The following is a 20,740-nucleotide window of genomic DNA, read 5'->3' on the forward strand; positions in this document are numbered from 1 at the left end:
CCGGGTCTCGGGTCCTACGGACGATGGTGACGCCCCCGGGTCTCGGGACCCGCGGGCGATCAGGACTTACGGACGATCTGGACGTCGAGATCGATGGCGATGCTGGAGCCGACGACGGCGATGCCACGGGCGACCATCGTCTGCCAGGTGAGGGTGAAGTCCTCCCGGTGCAGCTCGGTCGTGGCGCGGCAGGCCGCGCGGGTCTCGCCCTCCATGCCGCTGCCGATGCCCAGGTAGCGGGTGTCCAGGGTGACCGTACGGCTGACGCCGTGCAGGGTCAGCGCGCCGGTCACGCCCCAGTGGCCGCCGCCCCGGTGGACGAAGCGCTCGCTGTAGAACTCCAGCGTCGGATAGTTCGCCACGTCGAGGAAGTCCGCCGAGCGCAGATGGTCGTCGCGCATCCTGACGTTCGTGTCGATGGACGAGGCGTCGATGATCACGTGCATCGCGGACTCGTCCATACGCTCCGCTATCCGCACGGCGCCGGCGAAGATGTTGAACCGGCCGTGGATCCGTGCCAGTCCGATATGGCGGGCGGTGAAGCCGATCTGGGAGTGCATCGGCTCGATCTCCCACTCCCCCGGTTCGGGGAGCGGCGGGGGCGTCGCGATCTGGAGGGTCACGTCGCCGACGCCCGCGTGCGCGCTCTCGCTCACCGTGGCATTGCGGCGGTAGGGCGTGAAGCCGTCGGCCGTGACCGCGAGCCGGTACTCACCGGCCGGGACGGTCGCCATGACCGAGCCGAACGGATCGGTCTCCCCGCCGACGACCTTCCGCCCCGAGCTGTCGCTGAGGATGAACTCGGCCCGCTGGACGGGTTCGCCGCCCGGATCGAGAACGCGGCAGCTCAGTACGCCCGCAGTGGGCGGCACCGCCACGCCCGCGAGAGGCCCGGCCTCCGCCGCGGCTGCCGCGCGCCCGCCGAACCAACGTCCGAACATTCCTGCCCACCCCCGTGCTGGGACCCAGCGTCCGTGCGCGGCATCTCATCGTTGCCGAATACACGGACCTTTGACGAATAGGCATTCGATCACCCTTGTGCCGTTCAGGGCAAACACGCGCGCTCGAAGGGGGTTTGGCCAGTCACCTACCCGCAAGTACCCGACGTCCGGTTACGTCCTCTCCCTCACGACCTTCCCCTCGTCCGACCGGCCATGACCTGAGGCACCTCGTCCAGGTCGAGACCGAAGTGCTCCAGGTAGGCGGCCAGGACCTCGGCGTCCCCGACCAGCTCCCGCTCGTGCCGCTCACCGTTCACCGTCGTGACGAGCCGGTCGCCGGTGAGCGTGATCCGGCCGTCCCGGGTGTTCCGGGAGCAGACCAGGGACCGGGTGAACGGCGAGTCGGGCGAGGTCCGGTGGTACCAGGATCCGGCGGTGAAGTCGGCGAGCACACGGGGCCGCCGGTCGATACGGAGCTGGGGCTTCCCGTCCCGCAGCACATCCAGGTCGCCGTCCGGGGCCTCCACGACGCGGAACGTGCCGGCCGGGTCGTCCTGGTCACCGCGCTCATCGAAGGCCAGCGGGTAGGAGTGGTGACTGCCGAAGCCGACGTCCGCGAGCCACCGCCGCCTTCCCTCTCCGGGCCCGGTCCCGTTCGGGGCGGGCGTCTCGACGAGGAGCGCCAGGTGGTCGTACGGGATTCCCAGCCCACCGTCCGGCGTGAACACCCGGGCCTGAAGAAGCGTCACCCGGAAGCCCAGTCCGCGCAGCAACGTAGCGAAGGCACCGTTGAGTTCGTAGCAGAAACCTCCCCTCCTCCGCTCCACGACCTTGGCGACCAGCGCCGCGTCCTCCAGGACGATCTCCTCGCCCAGGTGGATCGAGAGATTCTCGAACGGCACCGTGAGCAGATGCCGAAACTGAAGATCCCGCAGCGCCGCGGCGTCCGGAACCGGCGGCCGGTCGGCGCCGATACGGCGCAGATAGTCGGAAATGCTCCGAGACATGTCCATGTGCTCAGTCTCGCAAGGCGTTCTCCTCTCCCACCATGCGTCCTTCGTCCTGGTCCGGAAGGCGGGGACCGCCCGGCCGGCGCCGCCTCCCCGACCCCTTCCCTCGTCAGCCGGGCCCGCGTGGCACCGCCCGCAGCCCGGCCCCCGCGCCGGTCACCGCGACAGCGCCGTCCGTGTCGGTACGCATCACCACCGCTCCCCCGGCCCTCAGCGCGCCGACGGTGCGCGGTGAGGGATGGCCGTACGGGTTGTCCCTGCCGCAGGAGATCAGGGCCAGCCGGGGCCGCAACTCACGGAGCAGCCCCGGGTCCTGGAAGGCCGAGCCGTGGTGCGCGACCTTCAGTACGTCCACCGGCGGCAGCGACGGGTGGTCCCTCGACAGCCCCTGCTGGGCCGGCGGTTCGAGATCACCGAGCAGCAGCAGCGTCGGACCGCCCACCGTCCGGACGAACAGGGTGACGCTCGCGTCGTTCGGTCCGCCCGCGCGCAGCCCGGGCCCGGCCCTCGGCCACAGCACCCGCCAGTCGAGCGGCCCGACCCGGCGCCGCTCCCCCGGTATCGCGCGCACCAGGGGCACGCGCGCCTCCCGCGCCGTCCGCCGTACGAACTCGCTCTGCTCCCACGGCTCTTGAAGAGTGGTCGTCTGGATGGCACCGACCCTCCTGCCACGCAGCACCCCGGGCAGTCCGGTGACATGGTCGGCGTGGAAATGGCTCACGACGAGCAGTGGTACACGGGTGATCCCGAGGTCGCGCAGGCACCTGTCGGCCAGCAGGGGATCGGGACCGGCGTCCACGACCACACCGGCTCCCTCACCGGCCGCGAGCACCAGCGTGTCGCCCTGCCCGACGTCGCACATCGCCAGTGCCCAGCCCGGCGGCGGCCAGCCGGTGACCATCCGGGTGAGGGGGGCCGGCCGCAGGACGGCCAGCAGCAGGAGCACCGCGCACATGGCGGCGACCCATGGGTGGCCCCGTATGCGCCGTACCGCGTACACGACGAGCACCGTGACGACGGCGAGCAGCGCCCCGCCCCGCCACCCGCCGGGCCACTCGGACTCGGCCCCGGGCAGTGCCGCGCCGGTACGCGCGACCGAGGCGATCCATCCGGCGGGCCAGCCCGCGCACCGGGCCAGCAGCTCGGCCACCGGCATCGCCACCGGCGCCGTGGCGAGCGCCGCGAACCCGAGCACCGTCGCCGGCGCCACCGCCAGCTCCGCGAACAGATTGCAGGGGATCGCGACGAGACTCACCCGCGCGGCGAACACCGCCACCACCGGCGCGCACACCGCCTGCGCCGCCGCCGCTGCCGCCAGCACCTCGGCGAGCCGGGGCGGCACCCCTCGCCGCCGCAGCGCCGCACTCCAGCGCGGCCCGATGGTGAGCAGCGCGCCCGTGGCGAGCACGGACAGCACGAAGCCAAAGCTGCGCGCCAGGGCCGGGTCCCAGAGAACGAGGAGCAGGACGGCGGCGGCCAGCGCCGGGATCAGCGATCTGCGCCGGCCGGTGCCGATGGCCAGCAGGGTGATCAGTCCGCAGGCCGCCGCCCGCAGCACGCTCGGCTCCGGCCGGCAGACCACCACGAAGGCGAGTGTGAGCGCCCCGCCGAGCAGGGCCGTCGACCGCAGTGAGATCCCCAGACGCGGGGCGAGTCCGCGCCGCTCGGCCCTGAGCGCGAGCCCCGGCGGCCCGATGAGCAGGGCGAGGACGATCGTCAGATTGCTTCCGGAGACGGCGAGCAGATGGGAGAGGTCGGTCGCCGTGAACGCGTCGTGCAGCTCGGGCGGGATACGGGAGGTGTCCCCGACCACCAGTCCGGGCAGCAGGGCGCGGGCGTCCGGCGGGAGCCCCTCCGTCGCCTCCCGCAGCCCCGCGCGCAGCCGGCCCGCCGTGCGCTGCACGTCGGTCGGCGGGCGTACGACCTGTGGCGGCCCACCGCCCTCCACCCGCAGCAGCGCCGCGTACCTCTCGTCCCCCTCCGCCGGTGGCGCCAGCCGACCCGCCAGCCTCAGCCCGGTGGACGGCAGCAGCCGCTGCCAGGCCCTGGCGCCGTCCCCCGCCCCGGCGCCAGCGAAGACGAGCACCGGCGTACGGACGGCGGTGGCGGCTCCGTCCCGGGAGGTCACGCGCGTGAGGTCCGCGTCCAGGACGAGGCCCGCCGAGGAGAGCCTGTCACCGTGCACCCGCGGTCTGATGGGACGCGGGTCGGAGGTGACCGTCAGCTCCACGGTGGCGCGTGCGTACTCCTCCGCCAGTCCGGGCACCGGCCCTCGGTGCCGGTCCGCGCCGTGCAGCCAGGCGGATCCCGCCCCGGCGACGGCGCAGAGCAGCGCGGCGGCCACAGCCACACCGTTCACCCGCCGCCGTGCGTCCCCCGGCCGAGCACCCGCATGCCTTCCCGTCACGGGGCCCGGCAGGAGAGCCGCCCGCACCAGCAGCACACCCGCCACGGCCAGCCCGGTCAGCACCGCACCGGCGATCCAGCCCCCCGGTGCGCCCGCCGCCAGCGCCGCGGCGGCCCAGGCGGCCAGCGCGGGCGGGACCAGCCGCAGGTCGGCCGGGCCTTCCTGGCGAGGGGCCGCGGCACCCAGCGGATGCCCGGATGAGGCGTGTACGGCCGCGCGGGTCACGGCCGCACACGGGGCTCGATGTCGGCGAACCGGCGTTCACCGATCCCGTTCACCTCGCGCAGTTCGTCGACGGACCTGAATCCGCCGTGCCGGGTGCGGTAGTCGACGATGTGCTGCGCGAGCACCGGGCCGACTCCGGGCAGGGTGTCGAGCTGTTCCACGGTGGCGGTGCTGAGACTCACCGGCGCCCCGCCGGGGCCCGCGCCGCCCGCGCCCGGCCCCACGGCGCCCCCGCCGACCCCTCCGGCTGCGGGCTGCCCCGGTGACGCGGGGACGCCGACGACCACCTGCTCGCCGTCCACCAGCACGCGTGCCCGGTTGAGCCCGGTCAGATCGGCGCCGGGCCTGACTCCCCCGGCGGCCCGCAGCGCGTCGGTCACCCTCGACCCGGCGGGCAGTCGGTGGACACCGGGACTGCGCACCTTGCCGCTGACATCGACCACCACGCGCCTGCCCGACGAGGGGGCCGCGGCAGCGGGAGGCTCCCCTGGAGACGGTGCGGGTTCCCGCGCGGGCCCGGTCGTGGCCACCTCCTCACGGACCGTCTCGGGCGCGCTGACCGGCTGTGGCCGGCCGGACCAGAAATGCTGGGCCGCCAGGACGGCGGCGACGACCAGCACCACCGCCAGCGCGGCGAGTGTCTTCGGCTCCACCCCACATCTGAGCTGCACCCACAACGGCAGCCGCTCCCGTACGGCCAACCACACCCGCTCACGCCGCCCGGCCTCCGGCCCGGCCGGAGGCGGCGACGGGGCTGCCGGCGACGGGCTCGGTGTCGGAGCCGACACCGCCCCCGGGATCACCGCCGGAGCCGGACCGCCCACCGCGTGGGCCACCCGAGCCGCCCCCGCGTCGGCGAGCCCGCCGGCCGCCGCATCGCCCGGCGTCGCACCTCCCGGCCTCACGGCGAGGAGAGCATCGGCGCGGCGGCGTAAGGCCGTCGTCGCGGGTGTCGTCCCCGCGCGCCCGCGGCGCGAGCGCGGCGCGGAGGAGACGAACGGCCGGCCTCGACCGTGGCCGACGCGCCGGACCCCTCGCGCACCACGGACACGTCCGTCGGACGTCGGGGCACGGCCGGGGCCGCTGGTCACGGAGTGTGATCGAAGAGTCATGCCTCCAGACGGTAGGCACTCCCGGCCGATCTCGCCGAAGACGCCGAATTACCGTGGATAACTCACCAGTTGTGGATAACTCGGCCACTCGAACGAGCGATTCCGCCCCAGGGACCAGGTCAGCGTGGCGAGACCACGGCCCCCAGGAGCCCCGGCCCGGTGTGCGCCCCGATCACCGCGCCCACCTCGCTCACATGCATCTCCGCGAGGCCCGGCACCCGTTCCCGGAGCCGTTCGGCGAGCGTGGCCGCCCGTTCGTGCGCGGCGAGATGATGCACCGCGATGTCGACCTGACCGGTGCCCGCCCGCTCGGCGACGATCTCCTCCAGGCGCGCGATCGCCTTCGACGCCGTACGCACCTTCTCCAGCAACTCGATCCGCCCGCCGTCCAGTTGGAGCAGCGGCTTCACGGCGAGCGCCGAGCCGAGCAGCGCCTGCGCGGTCCCGATCCGGCCCCCGCGCCGCAGGTAGTCCAGTGTGTCGACGTAGAAGTACGCGTACGTCCCGGCGGCCCGCTTCTCCGCGGCCGCCACCGCCTCGTCCAGCGTGCCGTCCGCCTCCGCAGTCTCGGCCGCGGCCAGGGCGCAGAAGCCGAGGGCCATCGCGACCATGCCGGTGTCCACCACCCGTACGGGCACGGGCGCGTCCCGCGCGGCGAGAACCGCGGCGTCGTACGTCCCGGAGAACTCCGCCGACAGATGCAGGGAGACGATGCCCGTTGCCCCGGCCTCTGCGGCTGCCCGGTACGCGGCGGCGAACACTTCGGGGCTCGGCCGCGAGGTGGTGACGGAGCGCCGTTTCTGCAGCGCGAGCGCGAGCGATCTCGCCGAGATCTCGGTGCCCTCTTCGAGCGCCCGGTCGCCGAGTACGACGGTCAGCGGCACCGCGGTGATGCCATGGCGTTCCATCGCCTGGGGCGGCAGGTAGGCCGTTGAATCGGTGACGATCGCGACATGGCGGGACATGAGCGGGAGGTTACCCGCCGCGACCGCCGGTCGGCAGCCCGGCCCCGCCACGCCCGCCGAATTCGAAGAGGTCCCCATCGGCTTCCGCCCTCTTCTCCGCCTCGGCATGTCCGATCTCGACGGGTCCACATCTCTGACGGCCCGCCACCGCCATGCGTGTGCCCCGTCCGGCCGGGGACAACCCGACCACCGCGAGCCGTCGGCCCGTCAACCACAGGGTGTGAGAGATCAGTTCGTCGTCTCCGGACGCGTCGACTTCTCCTGCCACGGATAGCTGGTCCTGCGGGGGTCGGGCGGATCGATGGCCTGCGGCCCTTCGCCCGCCGGCGGCGGATCGGGCCATGTCTGGTCGGCGAGTGTGGGCTCCGGGCGCGTCGCGCGCCCGCCGCGTGCCTCCGCGCTCTCCGGTCCGGTCGGCGGCTCGGGCTCCGGCCACTCCATCGGCTGAGGCCCCGGGGCCGCCTGTCGGATCGGATCGGCGTTCGGGTCGGCGTTCGGCTGCACCGGCTCCGCCGACGCCCAGTGCCTCAGCGCCCCCGACTCGACGTCGATCTGCTCGCTGAGGAGCGTCAGCTCGTCCTCGGAGAACTTCCGCGCCCGGTCCCTCGCCGCCCACCGCAGCGAATCGGCCGACTTCGTGATCCGTTCCGTACGCTCCCGCAGCTCCGGGAGCCGCCGGGAGACCGTCGCCCGGTCCGGGTCGCGCTCCAGCCGCCTGAGCTCGTCGTCCAGCTCGTGCCCGTACGCACTCAGCCGCTGGAAGAGGCTCAGCGACTCCGCGAGTGAGGCGTCCTGCGCCTCATTCGCCCGGAGCGCCTCCTGGGTGGCCCGCATCGACGTGCGCAGCGAGAGCCGGAGCTGTGCCAGCTCGGCCGTCACACCCGTCTGCCCGAGGCTCTTCGCTCTCAGGGTGGTGTCCTCGACCGTCCGGCGGGCCTGCGTGATCGTACGGTCCACGCCTCGCTTGGCCGCTCGGACCGCCTTGACGCTCACGAACACGCCCAGCGCCACGAATGCGACGAAGAGCAGCGCCACGATCAAAAGCACGGCCTCCATGAGGATGCCTCTCCGGTGTCGACGTCGGTCTCTCCACCGTAAACGGAACGGGCAGCCTGAGGGTTCCGTCGGAACCCCCAAACTGCCCGTAAGGGAAATGCCCTGTGCCCGTAGACAACCCGCTGACCGGCCGCCGACCGCCCGCGAACCGCCGACGACCGTCCGCGAACCGCCGGCGAACCGCCCGTGAACAGCCGAGGACTCCCCGCCGGCGCCTCCGCCCCCGCCTACGCGGTCACGATGTTGACCAGCTTCGGCGCCCGCACGATCACCTTGCGGATGCCCGCGCCGCCCAGCGCGGCGACGACCGCGGCATCACCCAGCGCCAGCGCTTCCAGCTCCTCGTCCGAGATCGACGGGGAGACCTCCAGCCGCGCCTTGACCTTCCCCTTGATCTGTACGACGCAGGTGACGGTCTCGTCCACCACATACGCCGGATCGGCGACCGGGAAGGCCTCGTGCGCGACCGAGCCGGTGTGCCCCAGCCTGCGCCACAGCTCCTCGGCGACGTGCGGCGCCAGCGGCGCCACCAGCAGCACCAGCCGCTCCGCGACCGAGCGGGCGACCGGTCCGCCCACCTTGGTCAGATGGTTGTTCAGCTCGGTGATCTTGGCGATGGCGGTGTTGAACCGCAGCGTCGCCATGTCCTGGCCGACCCCGTCGATCGCCTTGTGCAGGGCTCGCAGCGTCGCCACGTCGATGTCGGCGTCCGGCAGGTCGACGACCGTGACCTCACCGGTCGCCTCGTCCACGACGTTGCGCCACAGGCGCTGCAGGAGCCGGTACTGGCCCACCACCGCGCGGGTGTCCCACGGCCGTGACACATCCAGCGGACCCATCGCCATCTCGTACAGCCGCAGCGTGTCGGCGCCGTACTCGGCGAAGATCTCGTCCGGAGTGACCGCGTTCTTCAGGGACTTGCCCATCTTGCCCAGCAGCCGGCTGACCTTCTCGCCCCGGAACCAGTAGCCGTCCTCCCGCTCCTCGACCTCGTTGGCCTCGACAGCGATGCCGCGGCTGTCGCGGTAGACGAAGGCCTGGATCATGCCCTGGTTGTACAGCTTGTGGAACGGCTCGACCGAGGAGACATGGCCCAGGTCGAACAGCACCTTGGACCAGAAGCGCGCGTACAGCAGGTGCAGCACGGCGTGCTCGGCGCCGCCCACGTACAGGTCGACACCGCCGTGCGGCATGCCGTCGCGGGGGCCCATCCAGTACTGCTCCACCGCCGGGTCGACCAGCTTCTCGGAGTTGTGCGGATCCAGGTAGCGCATCTCGTACCAGCACGAACCGGCCCAGTTCGGCATGGTGTTGGTCTCGCGGCGGTAGCGCCGTACGCCCTTGCCGTCGCCCAGGTCCAGCTCGACGGCCACCCAGTCCTCGTTGCGCGACAGCGGTGTCTCGGGCCGGGTGTCGGCGTCGTCCGGGTCGAACGTGCGCGGTGAGTAGTCGTCGACCTCGGGCAGCTCCAGCGGCAGCATCGACTCGGGCAGCGCGTGCGCGATGCCGTCCTCGTCGTAGACGACGGGGAAGGGCTCGCCCCAGTAGCGCTGCCGGCTGAACAGCCAGTCACGCAGCCGGAAGTTGACGGTTCCCTCGCCAATGCCCTCGGCGGCCAGCCATTCGGTGATCTTCGCCTTGGCATCGACGACGCCCAGTCCGTCCAGGGTGAGGGCGGCGGACGACGAGTTGACGATCTTCGCGTCGTACGAGGCGAACGCGTCGTCCCACTCGGAGGGGTCGGTGCCCCGGCCGTCGCTCGGCTCCACGACACAGCGCATCGACAGTTCGAAAGCGCGTGCAAACGCAAAGTCACGGCTGTCGTGCGCCGGGACGGCCATGATCGCGCCGGTGCCGTACCCCATCAGCACGTAGTCCGCGATGAAGACCGGAATCCGCTCACCGTTGGCCGGATTGGTCGCGTAGGCGCCCGTGAAGACGCCCGTCTTGTCCTTGGCCTCGGCCTGCCTCTCGACGTCGGACTTCGAGGCGGCCTGCTTGCGGTACGCGCCGACGGCGTCGGCGGGCGACGCGTGGCCGCCCGTCCACACGTCGTGCGTGCCCTCGGGCCAGGCGGCCGGGACGATCTTCTCGACCAGCTCGTGCTCGGGCGCCAGGACCATGTACGTGGCGCCGAACAGCGTGTCCTGACGGGTCGTGAAGACAGTGATGGCACCCGCGTCGCCGACCGGGAAGTCGACGCGCGCGCCCTCGCTGCGCCCGATCCAGTTGCGCTGCTGCTGCTTGATGGCATCGGGCCAGTCCAGCGCGTCCAGGTCGGTCAGCAGCCGGTCGGCGTACGCGGTGATGCGCATGTTCCACTGGCGCAGCTTGGACTTGAAGACCGGGAAGTTGCCGCGCTCGGAGCGTCCGTCGGCGGTGACTTCCTCGTTCGCCAGAACGGTGCCCAGACCGGGGCACCAGTTGACGGGGGCCTCGGAGGCGTACGCCAGCCGGTACTCGCCCAGGACGCCGGCGCGCTCCTTCTCCGTCAGCTCGCTCCAGCTCCGGCCGTCCGGCGTCGGGCGCTCGCCGCTCTCGAACCGCGCCACCAGCTCGCTGATCGGGCGGGCCCCGTCGGCGTCCGGGTCGTACCAGGAGTTGAAGATCTGTACGAAGATCCACTGGGTCCAGCGGTAGAACTCGGGGTCGATGGTGGCGATCGAGCGCCGCTTGTCGTGCCCCAGGCCCAGCCGGCGCAGCTGCCGCGTCATGTTCTCCATGGCGGCCTCGGTCGACTCCCGGGGGTGGGTGCCGCTGCTGATCGCGTACTGCTCGGCGGGCAGGCCGAAGGCGTCGAAGCCCAGCGTGTGCAGCACGTTGTACCCGCTCATGCGCTGGTGGCGGGCGTAGACGTCGGTGGCGATGTAGCCGAGCGGGTGCCCCACGTGCAGCCCGGTCCCGGAGGGGTACGGGAACATGTCCATGACGTACTTCTTGGGGCGCGCGACGACGTCCGGGTCCCCGGCCAGGTCGCCGGCCGGGTTCGGCGCCTCGTAGGTGCCCTCGCTGTCCCAGAAGTCCTGCCAGCGTGCCTCGATGTCGGCGGCCATGGCAGCCGTGTAGCGGTGCGGCGCGGTCGTCGCGGTCGTCTCCGCGCCGGCGGCGGCCGGATTCGTCTCGCTCATGTCCTCTGAAGCTCCATCGATCGTCTCTGCTGCGGGAATGAAAAAACCCCTCACACAGGAGGGGGCAGCCACGCTGATTCCGACCGGATCTGTCATCCGTCGGGTCTGATCAGCGCGGCTCGCTAAGCAGAAGGCGTACGGCACGCATGCGAGCAGGGTACCGCAGCGGGCCCACGGCTCGCACAGCGGATTCCGCGCCGAGGCGACCTCGCGGAGGGGCGGAGACGACGGAGGCGACCTCCCGGACGGGGTCGACCGCGCCGACGGATCCGACCGGGACGACGGATCGCGAACGCCACCGCGACCGCCGCGCGCCGTTCGAAACCCATACAAGATCGTTCGAGGCGAGAACAGGCCATCGGCCATATGTGATTCATCAAACCTTCGGCACCCGAATTACTCCGCGTATCGACCCTATCCGGGGCAACCCCAGGGTCAGTTGACGCTCAATCCCCTCGGTAAACCTGCAAACGGCGTACTGCCCAGTTTGGAGCGACTTAGCATGCGGCAACGGGACCGCTTTGCCGAGCCATTCGGAGTTGCCCCCATGAAGCTTCAAAGCAAGATCCGCTCAGCGCCTTCCCCGAACCCGGGCATGAGCCGCTCCGTCAGGGGCGGAGTGTCGGTCGCCGCGCTCGTTCTCGTGCCTCTCCTCGCCGTAGCGGGGAGTGACGGGTTCCGCGCGATGCTCGACTTCACCACCGGCGTTCTGTCGCTGGTGTCCCTGACGGCGGCCGTCGCCTGGGGACTGATGGCCACCGACCGGTTGCTGCTCTCCCCGCGCCACCGGCTGCTCGCCCAGGGCATCCACCGGTTCACGGCGATGGCCTCCCTCGGGTTCCTGCTGCTGCACGCCACGGTGAAGATCTCGCTCGGCCACGTCGCGCTGATCGGCGCCGTGCTCCCCTTCAGCCTCGGGATCACCGGTACGGACGCCCTCATCGGTTTCGGCTCGCTCGCCGGCCTCCTGATGGTGGTCGCCGCCGCGACCGGGGCGCTGCGCAGCGCCTTCGCCCTCCCCGGCAAGATCGCCGGCCGCTGGCGCGCGCTGCACATGCTGGCCTATCCGGCCTGGTGCTTCGCGCTGATGCACGGCCTGTACGCGGGCCGTGCCGCCGCGACCTGGGTGATGACCATGTACTGCCTGGCGCTCGTCGCCGTCATCGGCGCCGTCTCCCTGCGGCTGCTGCCGCGGCCGGTCCAGCGCCGGCTCGCCGACAAGATCCTCAAGCTGGTCGGCGGTGTACGCGAGGCTCCCGAGCCCGAGCAGTCGGCGCGCCGCGATCTGACCCGCGAACCGCTGCCCGGCGCGGCGAACGTGCCGCAGGTGGAGTTCGAGCAGCAGTTCCCGCGCCAGCGGTCCGGCTCCGTCGGCGCGGTGCCGCTGGGCGCGACGCGTGTCCCGCCGCGCATCGCCCCGCCGTCGCCGCCTCTTTACGAGGCGGGGCGCCCGCCGAGCGCGGACCCGTTCGCGGACACCTTCGCCGCCGACTCCTTCGCGCCTCCGTCGGCCGCGCCGTACGCCGCGTCCCCGCCGCCGGCGCCCGCCGCTCCGGCTCCCGCTCCGTATCCGGACCCGCTCGCGGACACGTTCATCGACCCGGGGGCCGCGGGACGTGGCCCAGGACCCGGACCCGGACCCGGACCCGGTACGAGGCTGTCGGCCGGGTACCGCGCGGTCTCCTTCGGCGCCGACCCCGCGCCGGGCACACCGGCGCCCGCGGCCCCGGCCTCGCCCTTCGCCGACCCCTCCGACCCGCTGACGTCGCCCGAGATCCCGTACGCCGAACGCATCCCGATGACCGAGGAGATACCGGTCATCAGCGAGCCGTCGGCGGCCGGGGCCGGTATGTGGCCGACACCGTCGCCCCCGCCCCCCGCGCAGGCCCGGGGCCAGGAGCCGGGCATCGGCGCACCGCCGCCCGTGGCCGACCCCTACCAGCAGCCCTCTCCGTATCTGCGGCAGGAGACGTACGCGCCGGCTGAGACAAACCCGCCCTCCGACACGTACCTACAGTCGGCCCCCTACCCGCAGCCCGATGGCACCCCGGCACCCGACCTCTACCAACAGGCCGACCTGTACCGGCAGTCGGACGACACATTCCAGCAACCCCCCGCCAACGGCGGGGGAACCCCGAGTGCCGGTGAACCCTGGTACCCATCCGCAGGAGACCGACAGTGAACGCCCCTCTCCCCGATGTCCCCGAAGTCCGTGTCGTCGGCCTTCCCCAGCTGACACAGGGATTCGACCTCGTCGAGCGACTCGACCTCGCCATGCACCTCAAGGTGCACGGGCCGCTGGAGCCGTTGACCGGGGAACTGCTCGCACAGCTCGCCGAGAACATCAGCCTGCGCGGACGCGGTGGCGCCGGATTCCCCTTCGGCAAGAAGCTGCGCGCCGTCGCCAAGGCGTCGATCCGGCGCGGGGTGCGTCCCGTCGTCGTCATCAACGGCAGCGAGGGCGAGCCCGCCTGCCGCAAGGACACGGTGCTGCTCAACCGCGCACCGCACCTCATCCTGGACGGCGCCCTGTTGGCGGCCGAGGCGCTCGGCGCGCGCACCCTGGTCGTCGCCGTCACCCGCAACTCCACCGAGATATCGATGCGGGCCGCGCTCGCCGAGCGCGGCCTGTCCGACCGGCGCGGGCAGCAGCTGCGGGCGCGGGTGGTCCGTACGCCCGAGCGCATGGTCTCCGGCGAGGCCTCGTCCGTGATCCGCGCGGCCAACGGCGGGCCCGCCCTGCCTCCCGGGCGCCGTGAGCGGGCCGCCGAGACGGGCGTCGGGGGCGCCCCGACGCTGCTGTCCAACGCCGAGACGTACGCGCAACTGGCCATCGGCGCCAGGATCGGCGCACGCCGCTACGGGCACACCGGGCTCGACGCGGAGCCCGGCACCGTCATGCTCACCGTCTCCGGCGCCGTCGCGCGCCCGATGGTCGTGGAGGTGCCGACGGGCGTGCCGCTGCGGTACGTCCTCCAGCTCGCCGGCGCGCCGCCGCTGCCCCAGGGCGTGCTCACCGGCGGCTACCACGGCAACTGGATCGACTCCGTGGCGGCGCACGACGCGGTCGTCTCGCGCGAGTCGCTCGCGGCGGTGGGCGGTTCGCTGGGCGCGGGCGCGATCCTGCCGATCGGCCCGGAGACCTGCCCGCTGGGTGAGGCGCTGCGGGTGGCCAACTGGCTGGCCGCCGAGACGGCCGGTCAGTGCGGCCCCTGCAAGCTCGGTCTGCCGGCCGCGGCGGGCGGCCTGAGCGACGTACTGAACGGGGGCGGCCCCGCCGCTCTGGAGGCGCTGCGCGAGGTGACCCAGGCGGTACGGGGGCGGGGAGCGTGCAAGCACCCCGACGGCTCCGCGCGGTTCTTCATGTCCACGCTCTCCGCCTTCACCGACGACCTCGCCGCTCATGTGCTGGACGGCGGCTGCGGGCGCGACACCACCGGCGTGCTGCCGCTGCCCGGGCCCGGCTACGAGACGGCCGAGGAGTCCATCCCGAGCGGCGAGAAGCTGGCCGTGGACTGGACGCTCTGCCAGGGGCACGGCCTGTGCGCGGACATCGTGCCCCAGCTGATCCGGCTCGGCCCCGACGGCTTCCCCGCGCTCGCCGACGCCTCCGTACCGATGCATCTGCGGGGCGGCGCCCAGCGTGCCGTACGACGCTGCCCGGCGCTCGCGCTCCGTATCGAGCAGCCGGCGCCGCAGCGGCCCGCGCGACAGGGAGGCCCGGCGGCGCTGCCGCCCGGGGGCGGCAGGAAGGCTCTGGGCAGCGGGCGTTGACGCGCCCCTGTGCGAGCCGTGCGGCGTGAGTCAGTGCGGCCGGTAGACGGAGACGAGGAAGGAGACGGTCACCGTGAGCGGCGTGTCCAGCGACGCGACGCTCCGGTGCACGTCTTCGGCGCTGAGGTGGTGGGCGCTCGGACCCATGAGGATCAGGTTCCGCACGTCCTCGTCGGTCATGGTGACCTCCCGCTCCACCACATCCGTACGCTCCTGCCGGAAGTGACCTGACAGTGTGCGGTGCAGCCGGTCCTCCTTGGCGGCGTCCACCGACAACATGCCGAGACTCGCCGGGAGTTCGCCGAGGTGCCGCGCGGTGGGCGTGACGACGACGAGGGCGCCGTCCGGCCGCAGGACACGCTGGAACTCGGGGCCGTTACGGGGTGCGAAGACGTTGATCACGACGTCGGCCGCGCCGCTGACGACCGGCAGCGGCTTCCAGATGTCCCAGGTCGCCGCGCCCGCCCTCCGGTGCGCCCCGGCGGCCCGGCGCAGCGCGAACTTGGAGGCGTCGAGGCCGAGTCCCACGGACCCGGGCAGCGCGTCGAGAACGGTGGCCAGGTAATAACCGGTGCCGGCCCCGGCGTCCATGACGGTGCCGTCCGGCGGGCAGAGCTCCGCGACGGTCGCGGCCAGCGCGCGTGCGAGCGGCTCGTAGTGGCCGGCCTCCAGGAAGAGCGTCCGGGCCGTCACCATGTCCGCGCTGTCGGCGTTCGCCGCGTTCGTGTTGCCGGTCAGCAGGCTGAGGTAGCCCTGGCGGGCGACGTCGAACGAATGGCCTTCGGCGCAGCCGAGGGACCTGACGCCCCGCAGGGTCGTGAACGATGCCGGGGCACCGTGCGGGGGCGCGAGCGCTCCGCCGCACAGCGGGCACCTCAGCACACCGAGGAGCCGGTGCCAAAGGTCGGGCGCGGTGGGCGAGTTGGACACGGCGTTCCTCCGCGACGGGCTGTCAACGAGAAGAACCCGCCCGGACAAGGCGTCCGGACGGGAACTTCTGAGATGTGGAGCTAAGGAGAATTGAACTCCTGACCTCCTGCATGCCATGCAGGCGCTCTACCAACTGAGCTATAGCCCCTTGTGATGCACCGCACTTCAGGCATCCCCTCGGCGGCGGTGCCAACATTACACGGTCCCTCGGCCCCACCGCCAAATCGTTTCCGATTTGCACCGATAGGACTGCTACTGTCACTCTTCGTGACCGTATCCACTTCCGTATCTGCGCGGGTCACCGCCGACCGCCGTTCCGTCCTCGTCGGCGCCGGTGTCTGCCTGTTGTCGTTCACGGGATTCTGGATCGCGCAGCGCGCCGCCGCGGTCTCGATGATCGACGTGATGGTCTACCGGGCCGAGGGCCGTACGGTGCTCGACGGGCTCGATCTCTACGCGATGCGCGCGACCCAGGTGGGTCTCCCGACGACGTATCCGCCGTTCGCGGCGCTGCTGTTCACGCCGCTGACGCTGCTGGGCGTCCCGGAGATGCGCACCCTCGCCACGGCGGGCAATCTCCTCCTCCTCGTCGCGTTCGTCCAGCTGTCACTGCGGCTGACGTTCCGGGCGGCGGTCCGGCCCGGCACGGCGCTGTGGGTGGCCGCGGCCGCCGTCTGGTGCGAGCCGGTGTGGACGACCCTGCGATACGGGCAGATCAATCTGCTGATCGGCGTCGCGGTCCTGTGGGACCTCACGCGACGTGACGGCCACCGCTGGGCGGGCGTCGGCATCGGTCTCGCCACGGCGGTCAAACTGACCCCCGCGCTCTTCGCCGTCATGCTGCTGATCACCGGCCTGCTGCGGTTCCGCGAGGCGGGCTGGAACCCCTGGCTGCGGAAGACCGCGACGGCGGTCGGGGCGTTCCTGGCCGCCACCCTCGCGTCCGCCGTCGTCCTGCCGTACGACACCCGTCGCTTCTGGACGGACATCGTCTTCCGGGCGGACCGGGCGGGGCCGGTGGAGGCAGCCGCGAACCAGTCGCTGCGGGGAGTCCTCGCGCGGGTGCTGCACACGACCGATCCCGCCCAGTGGTGGCTCCCGGTGGCGGCCGTCGTCACGGTGGCCGGGCTGGCGGTGTCGGTGACCGCCGTCCGGCGCGGACGGACGGCGGAAGCCACCGTCGCCTGCGCGGCCACCGCACTGCTGGTCAGCCCGATCTCCTGGTCGCACCACTGGGTGTGGTGCCTGCCGGTGGTGCTGCTCCTGGTGGCGCACGGGAGGGCCGGGTGGGCGGCGGTGACGGGGACGGGCTTCTGCTCGTACGCGCTGTGGCGGGTACCGCGCGGCACCGCCGAAAGGCTTGAACTCGACCAGGACCGGACGCAGATGATGCTCACGGCGCTGTATCCGGCGTTGGCGCTGGGGCTGCTGGTGTATCTGTCGGGCGCCGGCCGCAAGGACCGGGTGTCTGCGGGTCGCCCGGTCGCGAAGGAGGTGACGGCGCCCGGGCGGCCGACGCGGGCGGAGGAGCCGGCGAGCCGGCACACGCCCTACCTAGGTGTACCTAGGCGGTGGCGAAGGAGTAGAAGCGCTTGAGGGTGCAGTGCTCGTCGAGGAGCCGGCCGTAGATGGGCTCGCCCTCCAACTCCCGGTACGTCTCGATGGGGTCGCCTTTTATGATCAGCGCGCGGGCGCACTCCTCGCACCAGTACTGGAAGGAGGCGTTGAGCGGGTCCATGTCCCGGACGATGGGGGTGCCGCTGCCGCACCAGTCGCATTTTCTCCTGTGCGCACCCATCACTCAGCTCCAGCTGTGGCCGCAGGCCGTGCACACGTAGGAAACTCCGCCGTTGTCGCCGAGTACTTGGGCCACATGGAACGAACCGCACGACGGGCAGCTCAGGCCGGTGGCCCACTCCGTCGCCGCGAGCAGAGCACCGACGTGGTCGATGCTGCTGGCGGACATCGCGCTCTCTCCTCCCCATCCGTGCCGTCGTCCCCCTCCGGCCGTCCGATTCTGTCATGGCATCGCAAGGAGGGCAGCATGATCAGGCCGGGGCTTTGCGCCGGAACGAGGAAATCCCGCCCTCGTGACGAGGACGGGATTCGTGGTGTGGAGCTAAGGAGAATTGAACTCCTGACCTCCTGCATGCCATGCAGGCGCTCTACCAACTGAGCTATAGCCCCTCATGTTCTTCGCGCTCCGCGCTGTGAACAAGAAGAACTTTAGCCTGCGGTCAGCCGGAAAGTGAAATCACGTCCGCCGAGGTCCGGGGGCCCTCGCCACGACCGCCCGCCACCCGCGCGGCGGCCGGTCGTTCAGTCGTCGTCGCCCAGCACCGGCTCGGGGAGCGTGCCCGCGTTGTGCTCCTGCAGACGCCAGCCCCGCACACCCTCGCCCAGGATGGACCAGCAGCAGTTGGAGAGCCCGCCGAGACCTTCCCAGTGGTGCGCCTCCAGACCGAGCAGCCGGCCGATCGTGGTGCGGATGGTGCCGCCGTGGCTGACCACGACGAGCGTGCCGTTGTCTGGGAGCTTGTCCGCGTGGCGGAGCACGACGGGCGCGGCCCGGTCGGCGACCTCGGTCTCCAGCTCGCCGCCCCCGCGCCGGACGGGCTCGCCGCGCTTCCACGCCAGATACTGCTCGCCGAACCGCTCCACGATCTCCTCGTGGGTCAGGCCCTGCCAGGCGCCCGCGTAGGTCTCCCGGAGCGCGGAGTCGTAGCTGACGGGGAGCCCGGTCAGCGAGGCCAGCTCGTTGGCCGTGGCCACGACGCGCTGGAGGTCGGAGGCGACGATCGCGTCCGGCCGCAGCGACGCGAGCAGCCGGGCGGAGCGGCGCGCCTGCGCGACGCCGGTCTCCGTCAGCTCGATGTCCGTGGAGCCCTGGAAGCGGCGCTCCAGATTCCAGGCCGTCTGGCCGTGCCTCCACAGGATGACGCGGCGGCCCCTGCCGCCTTTGCCGCCGTTCAGCTCAGCTCACCTTCCATGGAGCCGTTCACATCCGCGTGCTCGGCGCCCTTGCCACGGGTCTTGACGGCGTCCTCCGGCAGCGGCAGCTCCGGGCAGTCCTTCCAGAGGCGTTCGAGCGCGTAGAAGACCCGCTCCTCGCTGTGCTGGACGTGGATCACGATGTCGACGTAGTCCAGGAGGATCCAGCGGGCGTCGCGGTCGCCCTCACGGCGCACCGGCTTGGCGCCGAGCTCCTTGGACAGTCGCTCCTCGATCTCGTCCACGATCGACTTGACCTGACGGTCGTTGGGCGCGGAGGCGAGCAGGAACGCGTCGGTGATCGACAGCACGTCGCTGACGTCGTACGCGATGATGTCGTGCGCGAGCCGGTCTGCTGCCGCCTGAGCGGCGGCGTTGATGAGCTCGATGGAGCGGTCCGTGGCGGTCACAGGCGATGCTTTCGTCGGCGGTCTGGAGACCCCCAGGGTCTCACGGACCGCCGACAAGCCGACGCAGCCTTTTGATCAGCCGGTTTCGTAGTCCTCGCCGAGAGTGACCAGGACATCCGCGTTCGGCGGGGCCTTGTCCTTCTTGACCGCGCTCACCGGCAGCCCGAGCGTCTTGGCGACCTCTTCCGCCTGCGCCTTGTTCTTCGCGTCACCGTAGGTGACCTGCGAGGAATCGGCCGGATCGGCCGTACCGCCGTCGACGAAGGTATAGCCGCCGTTGATGATCGAGACCCGGGCCGCGTCCGTGTCCGCCTTGTCGCCCGTGGCGTTCTTCACACCGACCCGCAGAGCGGCGCCCTCCTCGGGAGCGCTGACGGTGCCTCCGAGGATGTCCTTGACGACGGTGTCGGTCGCCTCCTTACCGAGGGAGCCGTCCTCGCCCACCGGCAGGACCGTCGTCTTGTAGTCGCCGACCTTGGCGTGCGCCGCGAGGTTCGCGAGGGCCGCGCCCAGGTCCTGCTCGGTCATCGGGGGTTCGAGGATCTGCGCCAGGGTCTCGACGGTGATCGTCGCACCCTTCGGGTCGTCCGAGATCTTCCGCAGGACGCCCTGCATGACCGTGCCGAACCGCTCCAGCTGTTTCACCTCGGGCTCGTCCGGTCCCAGGAAGGTGGCGTACGCGACGGCCGCCTGCCCGTTCAGCGTCTGTTCCGTGCCCTTGGTGACCAGCGGGTCCTCGCCCTTCTTGGCGGCCGGGATATCGACGTTCGTGGTGATGTCGATGTTGCCGACCAGCTCGACGAGATTCTCCAGATACGGGGTGTCGAGCCGCCAGGTGCCGGAGATCTTGGTGCCGAGCAGGGTGTCGACCGACTCGCGGGTGCTCTGGGAGCCGCTGTCGGCGACGGACTTGGCGAGGGTGCCGGTGACACCGGTCTCGCCGTCCGCGACGAGCGTGGAGTTGGGCAGCAGGACGGTGGTGCCCTGTTTGGTGGTCGAGTTGTTGACGAGCAGCGCCGTGGAGGTGGCCTTGTCCTTGGTGTTGTGCAGATTCACCATGATCACGTCGCGCTTCTGCGGACCGGTGGCGGTGTTCTGCTTCTCCTCGTCCGACGAGAGGCCGGGCAGCTTGCCGGCGTACCAGAGGTAGCCGACGCCGCCGACGACCACCAGCGCCATCACGACGACCAGGGCGACGACGCGGCTGCGGCCGCGGCGGCGGGCCTCCTCGCGGCGCTCGGAGCGGCTCTCGGTGAACTTGAGCCAGTCGATGACGTCTTCGGACTCGGCGTCCGGTTCTTCTATGAAGGAGAACTGCTCGGTCTTGTACTCGCCGTCGGGCGCGGACCGCCGCTGTCCCGGTACGACGGGGTCGGGCGCCGGTGGGGGTGAGGCCGCCGGCGCGGGCTCTTCGACCGGTGCCGACTGGTGCTGCTGTGTGGGCGGTTGTTGCTGCTGTTGCGGGATGTTCCACTGCGTCGTGTCGACCGCCGCCTGCTGCCGGCCGGTGTCGTAGCCGTAGCCCTGCTGCTGCGCGTACGGGTCGTACGGGGCCTGCTGACCGCCGTACGCGTCGTAGCCGTAGCCCTGTTGTTGCTGCTGCGACTGCTGTTGCTGCGCGTAGGGGTCGTACTGCTGTCCCTGAGGCTGCTGTTGCTGCCCGTCCTGCTGTTGCTGCTGTTGTTGCTGCTGCTGGTACACCGGTTGCCCGTACTCGTCGTAGCCCACGATCCGCGGCTGCGAGTAATACGGGTCGTACGGGTCGTACGGCTGCTGGTCGTTCACCGGTGC

General features: G+C 71.8%; 16 protein-coding genes and 2 tRNA genes. 3 read left to right on the forward strand and 15 right to left on the reverse strand.

Annotation, left to right across the window (positions count from 1 at the left end; genetic code table 11):
• Positions 1 to 59: 59 nt before the first annotated feature.
• The 7 genes from IEY79_RS16760 to leuS form a co-directional block, all read right to left on the reverse strand.
• Positions 60 to 941 (reverse strand): YceI family protein, encoded by an 882-nt coding sequence (locus IEY79_RS16760; RefSeq protein WP_189108285.1) that lies wholly within the window; start codon positions 939 to 941, stop codon positions 60 to 62.
• Positions 942 to 1,126: 185 nt separating this feature from the next.
• The gene (locus tag IEY79_RS16765; protein WP_189108286.1) at positions 1,127 to 1,954 is read right to left on the reverse strand and encodes an arylamine N-acetyltransferase family protein; all 828 of its coding nucleotides are present in this window, start codon (positions 1,952 to 1,954) and stop codon (positions 1,127 to 1,129) included.
• 106 nt (positions 1,955 to 2,060) lie between these two features.
• Complete coding sequence (locus tag IEY79_RS16770; RefSeq protein ID WP_189108287.1) at positions 2,061 to 4,583, reverse strand: ComEC/Rec2 family competence protein; 2,523 nt, start codon at positions 4,581 to 4,583, stop codon at positions 2,061 to 2,063.
• Positions 4,580 to 5,488 carry a ComEA family DNA-binding protein gene (locus IEY79_RS16775; RefSeq protein ID WP_308426672.1) on the reverse strand — a complete coding sequence of 303 codons (909 nt, stop codon included), beginning with the start codon at positions 5,486 to 5,488 and terminating at the stop codon, positions 4,580 to 4,582. The genes IEY79_RS16770 and IEY79_RS16775 overlap by 4 nt, the downstream gene beginning before the upstream one ends.
• 326 nt (positions 5,489 to 5,814) lie before the next feature.
• The gene (locus IEY79_RS16780; protein ID WP_189108289.1) at positions 5,815 to 6,660 is read right to left on the reverse strand and encodes a DegV family protein; all 846 of its coding nucleotides are present in this window, start codon (positions 6,658 to 6,660) and stop codon (positions 5,815 to 5,817) included.
• A 228-nt stretch (positions 6,661 to 6,888) separates the two neighbouring features.
• Complete coding sequence (locus tag IEY79_RS16785; RefSeq protein ID WP_189108290.1) at positions 6,889 to 7,716, reverse strand: hypothetical protein; 828 nt, start codon at positions 7,714 to 7,716, stop codon at positions 6,889 to 6,891.
• Between the two features lie 227 nt (positions 7,717 to 7,943).
• Positions 7,944 to 10,844, reverse strand: coding sequence for a leucine--tRNA ligase (gene leuS, locus IEY79_RS16790; protein WP_189108291.1), 2,901 nt, complete (start codon positions 10,842 to 10,844; stop codon positions 7,944 to 7,946).
• Positions 10,845 to 11,391: 547 nt separating this feature from the next.
• Here leuS and IEY79_RS16795 point away from each other — a divergent pair.
• On the forward strand, positions 11,392 to 13,026 hold the full coding sequence (locus tag IEY79_RS16795; protein ID WP_229700904.1) for a ferric reductase-like transmembrane domain-containing protein: 1,635 nt from the start codon (positions 11,392 to 11,394) through the stop codon (positions 13,024 to 13,026).
• A complete protein-coding gene (locus IEY79_RS16800) occupies positions 13,023 to 14,618 on the forward strand; it encodes an NADH-quinone oxidoreductase subunit NuoF family protein (RefSeq protein ID WP_189108292.1) in 1,596 nt (531 codons plus the stop codon). The genes IEY79_RS16795 and IEY79_RS16800 overlap by 4 nt, the downstream gene beginning before the upstream one ends.
• Before the next feature lie 30 nt (positions 14,619 to 14,648).
• Here IEY79_RS16800 and IEY79_RS16805 read toward each other — a convergent pair whose 3' ends face one another.
• On the reverse strand, positions 14,649 to 15,548 hold the full coding sequence (locus tag IEY79_RS16805) for a putative RNA methyltransferase (RefSeq protein ID WP_189108293.1): 900 nt from the start codon (positions 15,546 to 15,548) through the stop codon (positions 14,649 to 14,651).
• A 75-nt stretch (positions 15,549 to 15,623) separates the two neighbouring features.
• Positions 15,624 to 15,696, reverse strand: a tRNA-Ala gene (locus IEY79_RS16810).
• Positions 15,697 to 15,815: 119 nt separating this feature from the next.
• Here IEY79_RS16810 and IEY79_RS16815 point away from each other — a divergent pair.
• On the forward strand, positions 15,816 to 17,144 hold the full coding sequence (locus tag IEY79_RS16815; protein ID WP_229700905.1) for a glycosyltransferase 87 family protein: 1,329 nt from the start codon (positions 15,816 to 15,818) through the stop codon (positions 17,142 to 17,144).
• Here IEY79_RS16815 and IEY79_RS16820 read toward each other — a convergent pair.
• From IEY79_RS16820 to IEY79_RS16845, 6 genes are all read right to left on the reverse strand, one after another.
• Positions 17,113 to 17,346, reverse strand: coding sequence for a hypothetical protein (locus tag IEY79_RS16820; protein ID WP_031231688.1), 234 nt, complete (start codon positions 17,344 to 17,346; stop codon positions 17,113 to 17,115). The genes IEY79_RS16815 and IEY79_RS16820 overlap by 32 nt on opposite strands.
• Positions 17,347 to 17,349: 3 nt before the next feature.
• Complete coding sequence (locus IEY79_RS16825) at positions 17,350 to 17,514, reverse strand: hypothetical protein (protein WP_189108295.1); 165 nt, start codon at positions 17,512 to 17,514, stop codon at positions 17,350 to 17,352.
• A gap of 148 nt (positions 17,515 to 17,662) precedes the next feature.
• Positions 17,663 to 17,735: transfer RNA gene (locus IEY79_RS16830), tRNA-Ala, on the reverse strand.
• Between the two features lie 132 nt (positions 17,736 to 17,867).
• Complete coding sequence (locus IEY79_RS16835; protein WP_189108336.1) at positions 17,868 to 18,521, reverse strand: histidine phosphatase family protein; 654 nt, start codon at positions 18,519 to 18,521, stop codon at positions 17,868 to 17,870.
• Positions 18,518 to 18,949, reverse strand: coding sequence for a ribosome silencing factor (gene rsfS / locus IEY79_RS16840; protein WP_189108296.1), 432 nt, complete (start codon positions 18,947 to 18,949; stop codon positions 18,518 to 18,520). Before rsfS ends, IEY79_RS16835 begins: the two co-directional genes overlap by 4 nt.
• Before the next feature lie 75 nt (positions 18,950 to 19,024).
• Positions 19,025 to 20,734, reverse strand: coding sequence for an LCP family protein (locus tag IEY79_RS16845; RefSeq protein ID WP_189108297.1), 1,710 nt, complete (start codon positions 20,732 to 20,734; stop codon positions 19,025 to 19,027).
• Positions 20,735 to 20,740 lie beyond the last annotated feature (6 nt).

Origin of the sequence: Streptomyces camponoticapitis, assembly GCF_014646115.1 — a bacterium.
Taxonomy (GTDB): Bacteria; Actinomycetota; Actinomycetes; order Streptomycetales; family Streptomycetaceae; genus Streptomyces; species Streptomyces camponoticapitis.